Genomic DNA, 18239 nt, shown 5'->3' with positions numbered 1-18239 from the left:
TGTAGCAGAGCAGCAAGGTCAATTGCCCCGTCGGGCAAGCGGCGATTGCTGGCTGGCACCTATAATCTCGCTTTACCACCACCATAAAAACGAACAAGACATGACCAAATTCGTCTTCGTCACAGGCGGTGTGGTGTCTTCCCTGGGCAAGGGAATCGCCTCAGCCTCCCTTGCTGCGCTGCTCGAGTCGCGCGGCCTCAAAGTCACCCTCATCAAGCTGGACCCGTACATCAACGTGGACCCCGGCACGATGTCCCCCTTCCAGCACGGCGAAGTGTTTGTGACGGACGACGGCGCCGAAACCGACTTGGATCTGGGCCACTATGAGCGTTTCATTGAAACGCGCATGAAGCAGTCCAACAACTTCACCACCGGTCGTATCTATCAGACCGTGCTGGAGAAGGAGCGTCGCGGCGACTACCTGGGCAAGACCGTACAGGTCATCCCCCACATCACCAACGAAATCCAGGAATACGTCAAGCGCGGCGCCGGCATCGGCACCGATGACGCGGTGGACGTGGCGATTTGTGAAGTGGGCGGTACCGTCGGCGATATTGAATCACTGCCGTTCCTCGAAGCCATTCGTCAGTTGGCTTTGAAGCTGGGCCAGAACAACGCGGCTTTCGTGCACCTGAGCTACCTGCCCTACATTGCAGCGGCGGGCGAACTCAAGACCAAGCCCACCCAGCACACCGTGCAAAAGCTGCGCGAAATCGGCATCCAGCCCGATGCGCTGCTGTGCCGTGCGCAGTACGCCGTGCCCGACGAAGAACGCGAGAAGATTTCGCTGTTCACCAACGTGCAAGAGTGGGGCGTGATCTCCATGTGGGATGTGGACACCATCTACAAGGTGCCCCGCATGCTGCACGAGCAAGGCCTGGACGGCCTGATCTGCGACAAGCTGCGCCTGAACACCGCGCCTGCCAACCTCAAGCGCTGGGACGATCTGGTCTACGAAACCGAGCACCCCCAGGGCGAAGTACAAGTGGCCATGGTGGGCAAGTACGTGGAACTGTCCGACGCCTACAAGTCGGTCAACGAAGCGCTCAAGCACGCCGGCCTGCGCAACCACACCCGCGTGAAGATCACCCACATCGACTCGGAAACCATCACCGACGACAACGCCAAGCAAGAGCTGTCCAAGTACGACGCCATTTTGGTGCCCGGCGGCTTTGGCTCGCGCGGTGTGGAAGGCAAAATCTCGACCGCCAAGTTTGCCCGTGAAAACAAGGTGCCTTACCTGGGCATCTGCCTGGGCATGCAGGTAGCGACCATCGAGTACGCCCGCCACATGGCCGGCCTGGAAGGCGCAAACTCCACCGAGTTCGATCCCCACACGCCCAACCCCGTGATCGCCTTGATCAACGAGTGGAAGGACGAGGACGGCACGATCAAGACCCGTGACGAGAACTCCGATCTGGGCGGCACCATGCGCCTGGGCGCACAGTCGTCCGACGTGCAACCCGGCACCCTGGCCCACAGCATCTACGGCGACGTGGTGACCGAGCGCCACCGCCACCGCTACGAAGCCAATGTGCAATATCTGGACCAGCTGCGCGCAGCCGGCCTGGTGATCTCTGCGCTGACTCAGCGCGAGCAGCTGACCGAAATCGTGGAACTGCCCAAGGAAGTGCACCCCTGGTACATCGGCGTGCAATTCCACCCCGAGTTCAAGTCCACCCCATGGAATGGCCACCCGCTGTTCAACGCCTTCATCAAGGCGGCCATGGACGGCCAGGCGAAGTCGGGCAAGAAGGCTTAAATTTCCACCAACTGGAAAATAGCAAAAAAAGGAGCTGCCAGCGCTTGCAATACAAAGACTTTGGCATCAAATGCCTCTAAGGTCATTGAAAAACCAGCGCTAGCAGCTTTCATTTTTGAAGCATGCTGGGCATGCACAAAGGAAACACCATGAAACTCTGCGGCTTCGACATTGGTCTGGACCAGCGCTTTTTCCTGATTGCCGGCCCCTGCGTGGTCGAGTCCGAGCAACTGCAGATGGACGTGGCAGGCCAGCTCAAGGAAATCACCTCCGCGCTGGGCATCAACTTCCTGTTCAAGAGCAGCTTCGACAAGGCCAACCGTTCCTCGGGCACCAGCTTCCGTGGCCCCGGCATGGAAAAGGGCCTGGAGATCCTGGCCAAGGTGCGCAAGGAGATCGGCGTGCCCGTGCTGACCGACGTGCACACCGTGGAGGAAATCCCCCACGTCGCCTCCGTGGTCGACATGCTGCAAACCCCTGCCTTCCTGTGCCGCCAAACGGACTTCATCCGCGCCGTGGCCCAGTGCGGCAAGCCGGTCAACATCAAGAAAGGCCAGTTCCTGGCACCGCATGACATGAAGAATGTCATCGACAAGGCGCGCGCCGCCGCCATCGAAGTGGGCCAGGACCCCGACATGTTCACCGCCTGCGAACGCGGCGCCAGCTTTGGCTACAACAACCTGGTCAGCGACATGCGCTCGCTGGCCATCATGCGCGAAACCGGCGCCCCCGTGGTGTTCGACGCCACGCACAGCGTGCAGCTGCCCGGCGGCAACGGCACCAGCAGCGGCGGCATGCGCGAGATGGTGCCCGTGCTGTCGCGCGCGGCCGTGGCCGTGGGCGTGGCGGGCCTGTTCATGGAAACCCACCCAGATCCCTGCAACGCCCTGAGCGACGGCCCCAATGCCGTGCCGCTCAAGCACATGAAGGCTTTGCTGGAGACTTTGGTGGCGCTGGACGATGTGACCAAACGCCACGGTTTCCTGGAAAACCACTTTTCTGCCTGAAGTTTGCGTAAGATGCGCACCGCGCCTGCTACACCAGCTTAGACAGCGACAAAGCACGCTCCCGCCAGGGGTGTGCTTTTTTCACATCTGGCTGGATCTGCAAGCGCAAGGCTCCGATTTTTCGCATGCCAGACATTGCACCCTAACAAGCACAACACCATGCAACGTCTGAGCGGCACCCTGTTTTAAAAAACCTTCAAGGAAAACACCATGAGTGCAATCGTTGACATCGTTGGACGTGAAGTCCTGGACAGCCGCGGCAACCCCACTGTGGAGTGCGACGTACTGCTGGAATCTGGCGTGATGGGCCGAGCGGCCGTGCCATCGGGTGCGTCCACCGGCTCGCGCGAAGCCATCGAGCTGCGTGACGGCGACAAGAGCCGCTACCTGGGCAAGGGCGTGCTCAAGGCCGTGGACAACATCAACGGTGAAATCGCCCAAGCCGTGATTGGTCTGGACGCTGCAGAGCAAGCGTTCCTGGACAAGACCATGATTGACCTGGACGGCACCGAGAACAAGAGCCGCCTGGGTGCCAACGCCATGCTGGCCGTATCGATGGCCGTGGCCCGCGCAGCAGCCGAAGAAGCAGGCCTGCCCCTGTACCGCTACTTTGGCGGCATGGGCGGCGTGCAACTGCCCGTGCCCATGATGAACGTGATCAACGGCGGTGCCCACGCGAACAACTCGCTGGACCTGCAAGAGTTCATGATCATCCCCGTCGGCGCTCCCACCTTCCGCGAAGCCGTGCGCTGGGGCGCTGAAGTGTTCCACGCCCTGAAGAAGATCATCAACGACCGTGGCATGTCCACCGCCGTGGGCGACGAAGGCGGTTTTGCGCCTTCCGTGGAAAACCACGAAGCGGCCATCCAGCTGATCCTCGAAGCTATTGAAGCTGCGGGCTACAAGGCGGGCGAGCAGATTGCTCTGGGCCTGGACTGCGCAGCCTCCGAGTTCTATGAAGAAGGCATGTATGTCCTGAAGGGCGAAGGCAATATGACCTTGAACGCCACCCAGTGGACCGACATGCTGGCTGGCTGGTGCGACAAGTATCCCATCATCTCCATCGAAGACGGCATGCACGAAGGCGACTGGGACGGCTGGAAGATTCTGACCGAGCGCCTGGGCGCCAAGGTGCAACTGGTGGGTGACGACCTGTTCGTAACCAACACCAAGATCCTGAAGGAAGGCATCGACAAGCGCATTGCCAATTCCATCCTGATCAAGATCAACCAGATCGGCACGCTGACCGAAACGTTTGCCGCCATCGAAATGGCCAAGCGCGCCGGTTACACCGCCGTGATCTCGCACCGCTCGGGCGAAACCGAAGACAGTACCATTGCTGACATTGCGGTGGGCCTGAATGCGGGTCAAATCAAGACCGGCTCCATGAGCCGCTCGGACCGCATTGCCAAGTACAACCAGCTGCTGCGCATCGAGGAAGACCTGGGCGAAGTGGCGGTGTACCCTGGCCGTGACGCGTTCTATAACCTGCGTTAATCTTTAGGCTGCTGCCTTGAACAAAAACCGGGGCCACACCGCCCCGGTTTTTTTAAATTTCTGTCATGGTTTCTCGCATCGTCACTGTTGTTTTGCTTTGCCTGCTGGCCATCACGCACGCCCAGTTGTGGTGGGGTGCGGGCAGCATGGACCGCGTGGCCGAGCTGCGTACACAGATCAATGAGCTGCAAGCCTCCAACGACGCCGCCCGAAAAGAAAACGAGCGCCTGACGTCCGAGGTCAACGACCTGCGCGAAGGCAAAGAAACCGTGCAGGAAAAAGCACGCAGCGAGCTGGGCATGGTCAAGCCCAACGAAATTTACGTGCAAATTTTGCGCCCCTGATGCTTTCCATGCGCACGGCACCGCGGATGTGCAATCGCGCCGCCCACGTGGCCACAGCCCAACACGGCGAGAGTGGCACCGTGATGGCAGATCCAGGCGCTCAATAAAAGGTTTTCGCTGCCCTTCGCGGCCCATGATGCGCCATGCGCCCCACAACCGCCCCCCCTTCTCGTGTGCTCTTGTGCGCCAGTGCTGCCCACTGCGCACAGGTATTGCATGCCGCCGCTGCGGCCGGTGAGCAACTGCACGGCCTGCACCCCAGCACGCAATGGCCCAGCAGCCATGCCCACGGCCAACTGCTGCTCTGGGCCCTCACTCCCGCCGATCATCCGCAAGCCGAACAAGCCGCCGCGATCGAGCAGCATTGGCGCGCGCTGATGGTGCAAGGCGGCCACAGCTTGACCATCCACATGCTGTACGGCAGCGCGGCGCAGCAGGCCGGGCAATTGGCCCCTTGGACAGAGCCCCGGCCAGCCGACGCTGCAGGCGCCAGCAGCTCACACGCAGATTGCCGGGAGTGTCTGGATGCATCCAGTGAACAAACGCTGTTTCAGCATTTGCTGCGCCGCGCCCCCCAAACCCTCAACACAACCAATAAAAAGAGAGCTTCCAGCGCAGGCTATGCAAGGCATTCAAAGCCTAAAGACTTTGAATGCTAGCAAGCACAAGCGCTAACAGCTCTCTTTTTCAATACAAATATGAATGGCTCGTGCTGGGTGCACGGCCCTGCGCAGCTTTATTGCACCGAGGAAGAACCTGGCGCTTGGCTCGGCATATCAGCAAACAATTGGCCCGCATCCACCGCATCAAAGCGGTACTGGACGCCGCAGTAATCGCAGCCCACTTCCACACAGCCTTGCTCGGCCACCACCTGCTCCACCTCTTGCTGGCCCAGATTGCGCAGCATGCCTTCCACACGCTCACGGCTGCAGGTGCAAGCAAAGTGCGGCCCGTTGTCACCGTCTTGGGGCACAAAGCGCAGCAGCTTTTCTTCCCAAAACAGGCGACGCAAGATGGTGTCCACATCCAGTGACAACAGCTCATCGCGCTTGAGGCTGGACGCAAGCGTAGCAATGCGGTTGTACGCCTCGCTCTCGCCCATGCGGTCGTTCTCGTCTTGCGCGCTTTCCGTGGCGCCCGCCAGGTTGTCTTGGCCCTTCAATGGCATGCGCTGAATCATCAGGCCCGCCGCCACCTCGTCATTGGCTGCCAGCACGATGCAGGTGTCCAGCTGTTCCGACTGGCGCATGTAATGCTGCAGCACCTGCGAAATCTTCTCCAGGGGCTCGCCCTCTGCATTGTTCAGCGGTACCACGCCTTGGTAAGCCTGTTGACCGGGCAGACGGTCTTTGGGGTCGAGCGTGATGGCACAGCGGCCTGCGCCATTGACATTCACCAGATCTGCCAGCGAGGCGCCAGCAGACACATCGCCATGGACAGACGCCGTGGCGCGCAGACCCAGGTCGGACTGCACCTCAGCCACCACCACCTTGACCGGGCCTTCACCAAAAATCTGAAACACCAGCGCGCCATTGAACTTGATGTTGGACTGCATCAGCACGCTGGCCGCCGTCATCTCGCCCAGCAGCTCACGCACCGCTGCGGGGTAAGCCCCTGTGTCGGTATTGCTGGCACGGCGCTGGAGGATGTCTTTCCAGGCATCGGTCAGGCGCACGATCATGCCGCGCACAGGCAGGCCATCGAAGAGAAATTTATGGAGTTCAGACACGCTGTGTGTATCCCAATCAGTGATTGCTAAAACCCGGGCATCAGCCCAGTTTGCGCAGCCCCACCCTAAAGCGGCGCGCGTTATCAATATAGTGCTGCGCGCTTTGGCGCAGACCCTGCATTTGCTCAGCGGTGAGCTGTTTGACAACCCGGGCAGGGCTTCCGATGATCATGGATCCATCCGGAAACTCTTTGCCTTCGGTCACCAATGCACCAGCCCCCACCAAGCAGTTTTTTCCAATTTTCGCCCCGTTCAGCACGATGGCACCAATGCCAATCAGACTCTCATCGCCAATCGTGCACCCATGCAGCATGACTTGATGTCCGACTGTCACGTGTCGGCCAATAACCAAAGGCATGCCCAAGTCGGCGTGCAGCACACTGGCATCTTGCACATTGGTGCCCTCACCAATCGTAATGCTCGATGTATCGCCACGCACCACGGTGCCAAACCAGACACTGGCATCAGCGCCCATATGCACCTCACCCATCACCTGGGCGCTGTCCGCCACCCAGGCGCTTTCGGCGATTTGAGGTTCCACACCATCCAATGCGTACACAGCCATCTTGTCTCCTCTTTATAGTGCTGTCAGGAAAATACAATTGTAGGTATGGAGCTACGACAACGCGCCCTTGAGGTTTTGTGCCTTTGCGACCCTTTTGAAAAAGCCGACGCCGTCATGCAGATGCATGCGCAAGCTGCGCAGTGGCGCATTGCGCCCCACGCACCGCTGCTGCCCGCTGGTACCGTGTTACCCGGCCACCCACAGCGCCCCCCCTTGCTGCACCACACCGCAGTGGCGCGCCGCTCGCCTGCCACGCATGAAGGCCGGATCATCTTGATGCATGCAATTGCACACATTGAGTTCAACGCCATCAACCTGGCGCTGGATGCGATCTGGCGTTTTGACGACATGCCACCACCGTACTACCTGGACTGGCTGCAAGTGGCAGGCGAAGAGGGCAAACATTTCCTGCTCATTCGTAACTGGCTGCAAGCACAGGGCCATGACTATGGTGACTTTCCTGCCCACCAGGGTCTGTGGACCATGTGTGAGAAAACCGCACAAGATGTGACAGCGCGCATGGCTTTGGTGCCCCGCACCATGGAAGCGCGTGGACTGGATGCCACCCCGCAAATTCAAGCCAAGCTTCGCCAGGTAGGCACCAGCGATGCTTTGGCTGCTGTGGATGTGCTGGACATTATCTTGCGCGAGGAAGTGGGTCACGTCGCAATCGGAAACCATTGGTATCGTTTCTTATGCCAGCGCAATAATCTGGAACCGCATTCGCACTACACTGCGCTTACGCAACAGTATGAGGCGCCTCGCCCTCGCCCTCCCTTCAACACCCAAGCTCGTCAAGCTGCCGGATTCACTGAAGCTGAAATTGCTTGGTTAGAACAACATTGAACCGCCGCCATCCGCTGCACACATTTCCCTGACGCTTTTCCTGAAGACATGTCCGTTATTTCTGCCTCTTCGCCTACCACTCCGCCGGTCGCAGCCCCTCGTGGCTCTTCCATGATTGCACGGCAGGCGATCGTGGACATTGACAAGACAGTCATCGGATACGAACTGTTCAACCGCTCTCGCGCACCGGACGAACACACCGCTGCGACCGACGTGCTCTTGCTGTTTACCGCACTGTCGCACGCAGGCAGTGAAGACCTGGTGGGCACCAAGCTGCTATTTGTGAACAGCACCCATGAAAGCTTGGCAGGTGGGCACCTGGAATTGCTCAACCCAGAAAAGGTGGTCCTCGAGGTTGAGCCCCTGGGCCATGTGGCGGCGTCTGAAACCGTAGCGCGGCTGCCCATCCTGCGCGCCCTGCGCGAGCGTGGTTTTAAGCTCTCTTTCAACCACACCGTTCTCGAATCGGCCTACAACGCGTGGTTGCCCTTGGCCGACTACATCAAGCTGGACTTGAACGTACTGCGCCCCGAGCAATTGGTCGTACTGGTTAGCTACGCGGCACGCCAGAGCAAAGCACAGCTGATTGCCACCAAGGTAGAGACGCAAGAGCAGTTTGATTTACTCAAAAGCATTGGCGTTTCGCTGTTCCAGGGTTACTGGTTCTCTCGTCCAGCGGTGGTGGAAGCCAAGTTATTGGCCCCCAACCAGGTGAGCATCATTCAGCTCATCAACCTGCTGCGTCGCCAAGCCAGTACCGACGCCATTGAAGAAGTGCTTAAAAAAGACGCAGGCTTGGCCTTCAATTTGATGCGTCTGATCAACTCCGCAGGCTTTGGCAATGCACGAGAGATCACTTCATTCCGGCAAGCTGTGATGATCATGGGCTTGAAAAAGCTCTTCCGCTGGGCAGCGCTGCTGCTTACCGCCTCCAAATACGGCAACACCAGCCCGATCGTTGGCCACACAGCGGTGATTCGAGGCCGGTTGATGGAGTTGCTGGCCCTGGAATTCATGAGCGAGGAGGACGCTGAACAGGCCTTCGTGGTGGGCATTTTCTCTTTGCTGGACGTCATGCTCAGCATACCCCTGCAAGATGCGCTGCATCTGATCAATGTGCCGGATGCGGTGCGCCAAGCCCTGCTCTCGCATGAAGGTGTTTTTGGTGAATTACTCCGTTTAGCGGAAGCCTGCGAAAGCAGCAATGACGAAGCGTTTGACCAAGCCGCCTCTGCATTGAAGCTGACCAGCCAGCAAATCAATTGGGCACACCTGCAAGCGCTGGCGTGGTGTGAACAAATCACACAGTAGTACGCGCAGCAGATGCGCACACTGCCAGCATGCAGTTAACTGTGTCCGTCAGCAAACACATTTGCTTGCTTCATATGCAAAGAGCTACATTTACAGGCTAAGCTGCCCTGTATCGTGTAACGCCCTATGAATTCTGTGAACAACACACCTGCCTTAACGCCCAGCTTGCCCGCTGGCATCACTGACGATTCTGTGTCCATGATTGGCCGCCAAGCCATCGTGAACGAACGCCGTGAAGTTTTTGGCTATGAGTTGTTTGACCGCTCCACCGCCGTCGATGCCCATACTGCCGCCAGCGATGCAGCCATGCTGTTCAATGCGCTTTCCTACGCGGGCAACGAAGCCTTGGTCGGGCGCAAACTGGTGTTCATCAACTGCACCCACGAAAGCCTGCGCGGTGGTCACCTGGAGTTAATTCACCCAGACAAGGTGATTTTAGAAATCCCCACACTGGATGAAGAGGCCAGCGCCGCAGAAATCGCCGCCGCCATTCCGTTGTTTGAAGGTCTGCGCCAGCGGGGCTTTCGCTTGGCCTTTGACCAGAATTTGCTGCGTCGCGCTTATGTCAACTGGCTCCCCATGGCGAGCTTTATCAAGCTCGACATGCTGGCTTTCCCGCTGGAAAACGCACAAGCTCTCGTCAAATTTGCGCGCACACACACCACGGCGCAAATCGTGGCAGAAAAAGTCGAAACGCAAGCCCAGTTCGAACATATGCACGAACTGGGAGTCAAGCTTTTTCAAGGCTTTTGGTTCGCCACACCAGATTTGGTACACACGCGCACGGTGCGCCCATCGCAAGCCATCATCTTGCAGTTGATCAATCTGGTGCGCAACCAAAGCAGCACGGCAGAGATTGAAGATCTACTGAAAAAGGACCCCACCCTGTCCTTTAATTTGCTGCGCTTCATCAATTCCTCGGGGTTTGGCCTGTCCTGCGAAATCACCTCGTTCCGCCATGCGGTGATGATCCTTGGCCTCAAGAAGCTGTTCCGCTGGGCGGCCTTGCTCATGACCACATCGCGCACAGGCGGCAGTGCACCCGCCGTGGGCCAAACTGCGGTGGTCCGAGGCAGGCTCATGGAACTGCTGGCCTCTGAGCTGCTGCCTGCCGAAGAAGCAGACAACGCTTTCGTTGTCGGGGTGTTTTCTTTGCTGGACACCATTTTGGGCATCCCTATGGACCAAGCCCTCAATTCCATCGCCTTACCCCAGCCTGTGGTCGACGCGCTGCTCCACAGAACCGGCGTGTATGCGCCCTTCCTCGATCTGGTGCTTGCCTGCGAAAGCGGGGACGAAGAAGCTTTTGCGCGCAACTCGGATGCCTTGCACCTGTCCAACCACCAAGTGAACTGGGCACACTTGCAAGCTCTGGCTTGGGCAGACACCCTCAGCGATTAGAGAGCGCTACGCCCAGTTCAAAGAAAGCCCTTGGTGGGGCTTTCTTTGAACTCATGCACCCCAGCTTTACTTGGTGTGCAAGTTCGCAGCCTTCACAATCCGGGCATTGTTTGCTGATTCTTGGGCAATTTGGCGCGCAAAAGACTTCGCATCGCCGCCCGTTGGCACATTGTCCGAAGTCTTGAGCTTGGCCTGGATATCGGGGCTGGCCAACGCCTTGTTGAACTCTTGATTCAAGCGCTGAAGCACTGCAGCAGGCACATTCGCTGGCGCAAAAATACCGAACAAGGAGGTCAAGTTCGCTTCTGGGAAGCCCAGCTCTGCCAGCGTAGGCACTTCGGGCAATGACTCCAAGCGTTGAGGCGCTCCCACAGCAAGCGGCTTGAGCTTGCCAGCCTGAATATGCTGCATGACCGTAGGGCCCGCATTGGTGGAGAGCACCTCATACTGCGCGCCCAAGGCATCGTTAAGCTGCTGTCCGCCGCCCTTGTAAGGAATGTGCGTGATATCCACCTTGGCGGTGTACTTCACTTGCTCCAAAACGATATGCCCCAAAGAGGCCAACCCTGCTGTCGCCCAGCGCACAGTCCCAGGGCTACGCTTGGCTTGCGAGAGCAATTCCTTGAAGTTTGGTGATCGCTCGGCAGTGGTCGCCAAAACCAATACCGGCGAGTACATCACGCTCACCACAGGAACCAAGTCCTTTTGCGGATCAAAAGGCACTGCACCCAGATGCGGATTCAAAGCTACGGGACTGATGGCCGAAAAACCGATCGTGTAGCCATCGGGGGCCGATTTAGCCACCGTATCCAAACCGATTGCACCGCCTGCACCCGCTTTGTTTTCCACCACGATAGGGGTCGCCAGTTGCACCGCGAGTTTTTCACCCAAAGCCCGGGCCACCACGTCACTCACACCCCCACCCGGGTAGGACACCACTATGCGAATGGGCTTGTTCGGCCACTGTGCCGTATCTGCCCAAGAAACCAAAGGCGCTGTTGTTGATAACAACGCAGCAGCCACCAAACCTCGCCGCACGGCATTCATCATCGTTAATCCGGGTTGACAAATAAAAAGATATTTTGCCTCAGAATTAATTTCACTTAATAGGCATCAGTACTTCTTATCCACGAGGATGGTGCTGCGCATGCAGCCGCTGCAGCCGCTCTCTGGCTACATGGGTATAGATGGTGGTGGTGGAAATATCTGCATGCCCCAGCAACATCTGCACCACGCGCAAGTCGGCACCATGATTGAGCAGATGCGTTGCAAAAGCATGGCGTAAGGTATGAGGCGATAAAGGCGCGGTGATACCCGCAAGCTGCGCATACTTTTTCACCAGCATCCAAAACATCACCCGCGTCATGGCACCGCCACGCTGAGTGACGAATAAGTCACTCGAGGTTCGCCTGCCCAGAATTTCTTGCCGGGCTTGCTGCAAAAAACGTTGCAGCCACCACTGCGCCTCCTGCCCAAACGGCACCAACCGCTCTTTGCGCCCCTTGCCTTCCGTTTGCAATACAGCGGCATTCAGGTCCACGTGATGCACCTGCAACCCCACCAGCTCACTCACGCGCAGACCACTGGCATACATCAGCTCCAGCATTGTCCGGTCGCGCAGCCCCAAAGGCGTGGCGTCATCGGGCGCATGCAACAGCGCCTCTACCTGCTCCTGGGTCAAGGTATGTGGCACCCGCAAAGGGCGTTTGGCCGCTAGCAAGCGTACGGTGGGGTCGTCCTGGCGCCGACTTTCACGCAAAGCCCAATGGAAAAAGCGCCGCAGCACGCTCAGCCCCCGATTGCTGGAGACCGCCTTCACACCCAGCGCATGGCGCTGCTGAAGAAATGCCTGCAAATCCTGCTCTTGCGCCTGCAGCAAAGAACACGCCGCCGGGGACTGCGCCAAAAACTGCGCACAGGCCATCACATCGCGCCGATACGCTTGCAAGGTATTGGCAGACAAGCCATCTTCCAAAAACAAGGCCTCGATAAAGTCATCAATCGCCGTCACACTGGCTTGAAGCGCTGCATCATTCATGGCTGCATTGTGGCGAAAAAAAGCGCTGCACCTTCCGGGGCAGCGCCTTGGGCTATTTACCACACCGCTTTATTCCAGCGTGAGCTTTTGCTCCACCACCACTTTGCGGTAAATCTCGTACTCTATCTTGATTTGCTGGGCAAACTCTTCGGGCGAGTTCCCAATCACCAAAGACCCCGTATCCGCAATGCGCTTGCGCACGGCGGGATCTTGTAACACCTTTTTCACGGCTGCATTGATCTTGTCCACCACGTCTTTTTGCATGCCCTTGGGGCCCAAAATGCCGTAGAAGGCCATGCGATTCACAGGCTCCAGCCCAACTTCCTTGAAAGTGGGTACATCCGGCAGCACCTCCAGACGCTCGGGTGCTGCCACGGCGATCGCCACCAAGCGTTTGTCTTTGATGAAGGGCAGCGCTGAAGGCAAGTTGTCCAAAATGATGGGCACTTGCCCTGCCACCGTGTCATTCAGCGCGGGGCCCGCGCCACGGTACGGAATGTGGGTGATGAACGTGCCCGTCAGGTTTTTGTACAACTCCATCAGCATGTGCTGAATACCGCCGGTGCCTGATGAGGCATAGGCGTACTTGCCTTGCCCCGCCTTCAAAGTGGCCAAAAAGGAGGCGTAGTCAGGCTTGCTGAATTTGGGGTTGATGGCCAGCACATTCGGCGTGGCCGCCACATTGATGATGGGCGTGAAGTCCGTCAATGTGTTGTAGGGAATTTTGGGGTTGATGGCGGGATTGGTGGCCGTGGAAGACACAGTGGCAATCCCCAGGTTGTAGCCATCTGGCGCTGCACGCGAAGTCTCCAGCGCACCAATCACACCGCCGCCGCCGCCCTTGTTTTCCACGATCACGGGCTGGCCCAGCTCACGGCTCAAAGGGTCTGCTATGACCCGCGCAATGATGTCGGTCGTGCCACCTGGCGCAAAAGGCACCAACAGCTTGATGGGCTTGGTGGGGTAAGCCTGCGCCATGGCAGCGGTACCCACCAAAGCCAGTGCCAACCCAATACAGGTACGACGATGCATAGTGACTGATCTCCTTGCGTGTTTGTAAGTTTGTGTTTGGAAAACAATGCTAGTTGAGGGACTGCTGATACAGGGCTGCGCCAAAGCGATTTTTTCTCCGTAAATTCCCTTAGCACCCAAGTAGTGCAGGCGCTGTCACTTCGGCGCCAAATTGACCAAGCTCCAAGGGCTCCGCCCTCCCAGAAGCGGGTAATCTCTGCGTCCGTGAACTACGCCCAGCTCCTTTTTCCAGACTTTGCCCTGATTGTGTTGGGCTACTTGCTTTGCCGTTTCAGCCCGCTGAACCGCCCGGTCTGGCAAAGCGTCGAAGCACTGGTGTACTACCTGCTGTTCCCGGTGCTGCTGTTTCACTCGATTGTCAAAAGCCCGCTGGACTGGGCAGCCACCTCCAGCCTGATTGCCGCCGGCCTCACCTCAGGCCTGATCGGTATCGCACTGGCCTACAGCCTGCCCTGGTGGCCCGGGGTGCGCAGGCACATCAGCGCCCGCGACCACGCCAGCGCCGCGCAAGTGGCGTTTCGCTTTAACTCCTTCATCGGCTTGGCACTGGCGGACCGACTGGCGGGCGCGCAGGGCCTGTTCTTTATTTCGGTGCTGATTGGTTTTTGCGTGCCCATGTTCAACATTGCGGCGGTGTGGCCCATGACGCGTGAGGGCCAGCACAGTTTTTGGGGCCAGCTAGTGCGCAATCCGCTGATCGTGGCCACGGTGTGCGGATTGGCGGCCAACTTGCTGGGCTTTCGCATGCCCACGTGGCTGGAGCCACCGGTGGCGCGCATCGGCGTCGCGTCAATTGCCTTGGGCCTGATGTCGGCCGGCGCAGGCATGCAGCTGGGCCTGCTGACCCATGCCAAGCGCCTGAGTGTGGGGGTGCTGGGCATTCGCCATGCCATCCAGCCCTTGGTTGCACTGGGGGCCATTCACCTGTTTGGTTTGCAGGGTGACCAAGCCTTGATCCTGCTGCTGTTTTCCGCCTTGCCCACCGCCTCCACCTGCTATGTGCTGGCGACGCGCATGGGCTATAACGGCCCGTATGTTGCGGGGCTGGTGACGCTGTCTACCATGCTGGGCGTATTCAGCCTGCCATTTGCACTGTCTTTGCTGCCTTGAGGTGCGGCTGCTCGGATGATTGCCAAATCAAATTAAATAGCTAGCGGCGCAGGCTATTCAAGCACTTCAAATAGATAACACCTTGAAGTGGCAGTAAATTAAGCGCTAGCAGCTCTCTTTTTAAGTATTCCCTTGGGCCAACGCCCACTGCACATGCTCGCGCACCACGCTGCTGCCATGCGCCGCGCGGGCTTGCAGCGCGCTGCGTATGGCGTGTTGCTCGTCCGCACCCAACCCTGCAGCATGCAGCGCATTGCCCAGCGCCACCGCAATATTGCGCAACCAGCGCACATGGCCAATCCGACGGATTGGACTGCCTTCGGTGCAGCGCAAAAACGTGGCCTCGTCCCAACTGAACAGTTGCACCAGCGTGCTGCCCACCATGGCACCGCGCACATCAAAATCTGGCAGCGGGCTGCGCTGGGCAAACTTGTTCCACGGGCAGGCCAGCTGGCAGTCGTCACAGCCATAAATGCGGTTGGCCATCAGGGGGCGCAACTCCAGCGGGATCGGCCCATCGTGCTCAATGGTCAGGTAAGAGATGCAACGGCGCGCATCCACGCGGTAGGGTGCCACGATGGCGCCCGTGGGGCAGGCGTCAATGCAGCTGCTGCAACTGCCGCAATGCGCAGTCACTGGCGCTGTCTCTGGCAGCGCCATGTCCAGATAAATCTCGCCCAGGAAAAAGGTCGAACCCGCATCACGGTTGAGCACCAACGTGTGCTTGCCCCGCCAGCCCTGGCCGCTGCGACGGGCCAGCTCGGCCTCCATCACCGGGGCCGAATCGGTGAAGGCGCGGTGACCCAGCGGCCCCACCTCCTGCGCAATGCGCTCTGCCAGCTTTTGCAGGCGGCTGCGCAGCACCTTGTGATAGTCGCGCCCACGGGCGTAGACTGAAATGATGGCCTCTTGCGGGCGCTCCAGGCGCGCGCACTCCACGGCCTGCCAGTCTTCAGGGGTGGCTGCCGGCAAATAATCCATGCGTGCGGTAATCACGCTCACCGTACCGGGCACCAGCTCGGCCGGGCGTGCGCGCTTGAGGCCGTGCGCCGCCATATAGTCCATGCTGCCGTGAAAGCCTGCTTGCAACCATTGCAGCAGCCCGTCCTCACAAGACGACAAATCCACGCCGGACACGCCAATTTGGGAAAATCCCAATTCGCGGGCCCAGTCCTGCATCAAAGGAACCAATTGACTGCTGCAAACCATAACCCTGCGATTGTAGAAAGCGCCAGCGCCGATGTGCGCGTACTGACTTGGCAAGACGAGGCGGACACTGCGGCTTTTGCAGCCCAACTGGCCGCTTTGCCCGAGGTGCGCAACGCCTTCATCACCCTGCATGGCGATTTGGGCGCAGGCAAAACCACCTTCGTGCGCCATTTGCTGCGCAGCTTGGGCGTGCAAGGCCGCATCAAAAGCCCTACCTATGCCGTGGTTGAGCCACACGAAGTGCCTGCGCTGCACATCTGGCACTTTGACTTCTACCGCTTTGACGACCCGCGTGAATGGGAAGATGCAGGTTTTCGTGACATTTTTGCCAGCGAAGGGTTGAAACTGGCAGAATGGCCAGAAAAGGCTGCTTCGCTGACACCGCGAGCGGACTTAGCTATTTATATTGAAGCAATCGACGAAACCCAACGCCGCGTCACACTGCGCACCAGCACAGCGTGTGGACGGCGCTTGCTGCAGCACTGGCCACAATGAGCGACGACGCCGCGCACTCTATCTTTACCGCCTACCGCCCTAACCGCCGCACCTTGCTTCAGGCAGGTAGCTTGGCACTGCTGCTGGCGGGCAAACACCAAATCGCCTTCGGCGCCAGCATCATGGCGGTGCGCGTCTGGCCTGCGGAAGATTACTCGCGCGTCACCCTAGAGTCCGACGTGCCACTGGTGGCCAAGCAAACGCTGATCACTTCACCGCCACGCCTGGCCGTTGATATTGAGGGGCTGCAGCTCAACAGCGCGCTCAAAGAACTCGTCGCCAAAGTGCGAACCGATGACCCCAATATTGCCGCCATTCGCGTGGGGCAAAACTCACCGAATGTGGTGCGTCTGGTCATCGACCTCAAGCAAGAGGCCGTGCCGCAGGTTTTTACCCTCAAGCCTGTGGCCGCCTACCAGCACCGGCTGGTGTTTGACCTCTACCCGTCCAAACCCGTTGATCCGCTGGAAGCGCTGATTCAAGAGCGCTTGCGCGATGCCGGCTCCAGCTCCAACTTGCCACCGGCTTTGTCGCCGCCTGCGGAGCATGTCGCGTCCCACGACCCGTTGGGGGATTTGATTGCCAAGCACAGCGGGGCGGGCGCCACGCCCGGTGCATCTACGCCATCCACCCCCGCTGCGGGCGACAAAAAAGTCGCCCTTGCCCCGCCGCCAGCCCCGCCTGCCGCCAAAGCGCCCGAAACCACAGTCACAGCCAGCCCAGCGCCTACGTCGCGCAAAACTGACCGCATCATCATCGTGGCACTCGACCCCGGTCACGGCGGTGAAGACCCCGGCGCCATCGGCCCCAGTGGCACTTACGAAAAAGATGTGGTGCTCAAGATTGCCAAACTGCTGCGCGACCGCATCAATGGCAGCACCATCAACGGCAGCCCCATGCGTGCCTACTTAACGCGCGATGGTGACTATTTCGTGCCTTTGGGCGTGCGCGTGCAAAAAGCGCGCCGCGTGCAGGCGGACTTGTTCATCAGCATCCACGCCGATGCCTTCACCCGCCCCTCGGCCGCCGGTGCCAGCGTGTTTGCACTCAGCCAAAAAGGCGCCACCAGCACGGCCGCACGCTGGCTGGCTGACAAAGAAAATCAGGCCGATTTGGTGGGCGGCATCAACGTACGCAGCCAGGACAAGACCGTGCAGCAGATGCTGCTGGACATGAGCACCACCGCGCAAATCAATGACAGCCTGAAACTGGGTACCTCACTGCTGACCCACATTGGCAGCTTTGCCAAGCTGCACAAGCCACGCGTGGAGCAGGCGGGTTTTGCCGTGCTCAAAGCCCCTGACATTCCCAGCGTGCTGATTGAAACTGCCTTCATCAGCAACCCTGAGGAAGAGCAAAAACTGCGCAGCAGCGCCTACCAAAACAAGCTGGCGGACGCCATGATGACCGGCATCCGCCAGTACTTCACCAAAAACCCGCCACTGGCGCGCTCGCGCTCGGTATAAGCGCCGTCTTGCACTCTAGTTGGCACCTACATGCAGGGATGAGGTCTTTTGACCTACAGCCCTGCGCTCACCTCCCCGACGCCATGTTTTAGCCTCCTGGCCCCACACTCTGAATGTGTTTTTATTCCAAGGAGTGTGTGATGAAAAAGCCCCTGACTTCTATCGCTTTTGCCCTGGTTGCCACTACCGCTTTGCTCAGCGGTTGTGCCAACAACCAGCAGTTGGGCACCGGCGTAGGTGCCGTGGCAGGCGGTGTTGTGGGTGATGCGGTGATAGGAGGTACCTTGGGTACCTTGGGCGGCGCGGCCGCCGGGGCCGTGATCGGCAACCAGATTGGCAAAAACCAAGACAAAAAATAACCGTGCCTCGGTGACTCATGGCCCGTCGCTTTGAGTCATAAAAAATGCCGACCTGAGTCGGCATTTTT

The 18239-nt window shown here is 59.0% G+C and carries 19 protein-coding genes; 12 read left to right on the top strand and 7 right to left on the bottom strand.

Going from position 1 to position 18239, the window contains the following annotated elements:
- Positions 1–100 precede the first annotated feature (100 nt).
- The gene (locus B3R00_RS10700) at positions 101–1762 is read left to right on the top strand and encodes a CTP synthase (protein WP_286999007.1); all 1662 of its coding nucleotides are present in this window, start codon (positions 101–103) and stop codon (positions 1760–1762) included.
- Here the strand turns inward: B3R00_RS10700 and B3R00_RS10695 are convergent.
- Positions 1759–1899: a hypothetical protein gene (locus B3R00_RS10695; RefSeq protein WP_286999006.1), complete on the bottom strand. Its 141-nt coding sequence runs from the start codon at positions 1897–1899 to the stop codon at positions 1759–1761. The genes B3R00_RS10700 and B3R00_RS10695 overlap by 4 nt on opposite strands.
- Before the next feature lie 12 nt (positions 1900–1911).
- Here B3R00_RS10695 and kdsA point away from each other — a divergent pair, with 12 nt between their 5' ends.
- The 4 genes from kdsA to B3R00_RS10675 all read left to right on the top strand — a co-directional run bounded on the left by kdsA (position 1912) and on the right by B3R00_RS10675 (position 5269).
- Positions 1912–2769 carry a 3-deoxy-8-phosphooctulonate synthase gene (gene kdsA / locus B3R00_RS10690; protein WP_042415380.1) on the top strand — a complete coding sequence of 286 codons (858 nt, stop codon included), beginning with the start codon at positions 1912–1914 and terminating at the stop codon, positions 2767–2769.
- Between the two features lie 210 nt (positions 2770–2979).
- Positions 2980–4266 carry a phosphopyruvate hydratase gene (gene eno / locus B3R00_RS10685; RefSeq protein WP_174862493.1) on the top strand — a complete coding sequence of 429 codons (1287 nt, stop codon included), beginning with the start codon at positions 2980–2982 and terminating at the stop codon, positions 4264–4266.
- A gap of 65 nt (positions 4267–4331) precedes the next feature.
- Positions 4332–4610, top strand: coding sequence for an FtsB family cell division protein (locus B3R00_RS10680; RefSeq protein WP_219164054.1), 279 nt, complete (start codon positions 4332–4334; stop codon positions 4608–4610).
- Positions 4611–4753: 143 nt separating this feature from the next.
- Positions 4754–5269 (top strand): hypothetical protein, encoded by a 516-nt coding sequence (locus tag B3R00_RS10675; RefSeq protein WP_286999005.1) that lies wholly within the window; start codon positions 4754–4756, stop codon positions 5267–5269.
- Between the two features lie 77 nt (positions 5270–5346).
- Here B3R00_RS10675 and B3R00_RS10670 read toward each other — a convergent pair whose 3' ends face one another.
- Together B3R00_RS10670 and B3R00_RS10665 are read right to left on the bottom strand one after the other, a co-directional pair.
- Complete coding sequence (locus B3R00_RS10670) at positions 5347–6339, bottom strand: Hsp33 family molecular chaperone HslO (RefSeq protein ID WP_286999004.1); 993 nt, start codon at positions 6337–6339, stop codon at positions 5347–5349.
- A gap of 40 nt (positions 6340–6379) precedes the next feature.
- Positions 6380–6904, bottom strand: a complete 525-nt coding sequence (locus B3R00_RS10665; protein WP_219164051.1) for a gamma carbonic anhydrase family protein — start codon at positions 6902–6904, stop codon at positions 6380–6382.
- A gap of 45 nt (positions 6905–6949) precedes the next feature.
- Here B3R00_RS10665 and B3R00_RS10660 point away from each other — a divergent pair, with 45 nt between their 5' ends.
- The 3 genes from B3R00_RS10660 to B3R00_RS10650 all read left to right on the top strand — a co-directional run bounded on the left by B3R00_RS10660 (position 6950) and on the right by B3R00_RS10650 (position 10462).
- Entirely contained in the window at positions 6950–7750 is an 801-nt protein-coding gene (locus B3R00_RS10660) for a ferritin-like domain-containing protein (RefSeq protein ID WP_286999003.1), read from the top strand.
- Between the two features lie 48 nt (positions 7751–7798).
- The gene (locus B3R00_RS10655) at positions 7799–9061 is read left to right on the top strand and encodes an EAL and HDOD domain-containing protein (RefSeq protein ID WP_286999002.1); all 1263 of its coding nucleotides are present in this window, start codon (positions 7799–7801) and stop codon (positions 9059–9061) included.
- A 198-nt stretch (positions 9062–9259) separates the two neighbouring features.
- Positions 9260–10462: an EAL and HDOD domain-containing protein gene (locus tag B3R00_RS10650; RefSeq protein ID WP_376747677.1), complete on the top strand. Its 1203-nt coding sequence runs from the start codon at positions 9260–9262 to the stop codon at positions 10460–10462.
- A gap of 66 nt (positions 10463–10528) precedes the next feature.
- Here B3R00_RS10650 and B3R00_RS10645 read toward each other — a convergent pair whose 3' ends face one another.
- The 3 genes from B3R00_RS10645 to B3R00_RS10635 all read right to left on the bottom strand — a co-directional run bounded on the left by B3R00_RS10645 (position 10529) and on the right by B3R00_RS10635 (position 13532).
- Positions 10529–11512 carry a Bug family tripartite tricarboxylate transporter substrate binding protein gene (locus tag B3R00_RS10645; protein WP_286999000.1) on the bottom strand — a complete coding sequence of 328 codons (984 nt, stop codon included), beginning with the start codon at positions 11510–11512 and terminating at the stop codon, positions 10529–10531.
- Positions 11513–11585: 73 nt separating this feature from the next.
- On the bottom strand, positions 11586–12500 hold the full coding sequence (xerD, locus tag B3R00_RS10640; protein ID WP_286998999.1) for a site-specific tyrosine recombinase XerD: 915 nt from the start codon (positions 12498–12500) through the stop codon (positions 11586–11588).
- A 69-nt stretch (positions 12501–12569) separates the two neighbouring features.
- Entirely contained in the window at positions 12570–13532 is a 963-nt protein-coding gene (locus B3R00_RS10635) for a tripartite tricarboxylate transporter substrate binding protein BugE (RefSeq protein ID WP_286998998.1), read from the bottom strand.
- Positions 13533–13682: 150 nt separating this feature from the next.
- Between B3R00_RS10635 and B3R00_RS10630 the strand changes: the two genes are divergently transcribed.
- The gene (locus B3R00_RS10630) at positions 13683–14642 is read left to right on the top strand and encodes an AEC family transporter (protein WP_286999133.1); all 960 of its coding nucleotides are present in this window, start codon (positions 13683–13685) and stop codon (positions 14640–14642) included.
- A gap of 120 nt (positions 14643–14762) precedes the next feature.
- Here the strand turns inward: B3R00_RS10630 and queG are convergent, their stop codons facing one another.
- Positions 14763–15821 (bottom strand): tRNA epoxyqueuosine(34) reductase QueG, encoded by a 1059-nt coding sequence (gene queG, locus B3R00_RS10625; protein ID WP_286998997.1) that lies wholly within the window; start codon positions 15819–15821, stop codon positions 14763–14765.
- Between the two features lie 12 nt (positions 15822–15833).
- Between queG and tsaE the strand changes: the two genes are divergently transcribed.
- From tsaE to B3R00_RS10610, 3 genes are all read left to right on the top strand, one after another.
- On the top strand, positions 15834–16346 hold the full coding sequence (gene tsaE / locus B3R00_RS10620) for a tRNA (adenosine(37)-N6)-threonylcarbamoyltransferase complex ATPase subunit type 1 TsaE (protein ID WP_286998996.1): 513 nt from the start codon (positions 15834–15836) through the stop codon (positions 16344–16346).
- Positions 16343–17812, top strand: coding sequence for an N-acetylmuramoyl-L-alanine amidase (locus tag B3R00_RS10615; RefSeq protein ID WP_286998995.1), 1470 nt, complete (start codon positions 16343–16345; stop codon positions 17810–17812). The genes tsaE and B3R00_RS10615 overlap by 4 nt, the downstream gene beginning before the upstream one ends.
- 140 nt (positions 17813–17952) lie before the next feature.
- Complete coding sequence (locus B3R00_RS10610) at positions 17953–18171, top strand: glycine zipper domain-containing protein (protein ID WP_219164040.1); 219 nt, start codon at positions 17953–17955, stop codon at positions 18169–18171.
- The last annotated feature ends 68 nt before the right edge of the window (positions 18172–18239 follow it).

Origin of the sequence: Comamonas sp. UBA7840 (genome assembly GCF_002501455.1) — a bacterium.
GTDB lineage: Bacteria > Pseudomonadota > Gammaproteobacteria > Burkholderiales > Burkholderiaceae_C > Comamonas > Comamonas jiangduensis.
This window is presented reverse-complemented; position numbering and strand designations above follow the sequence as displayed.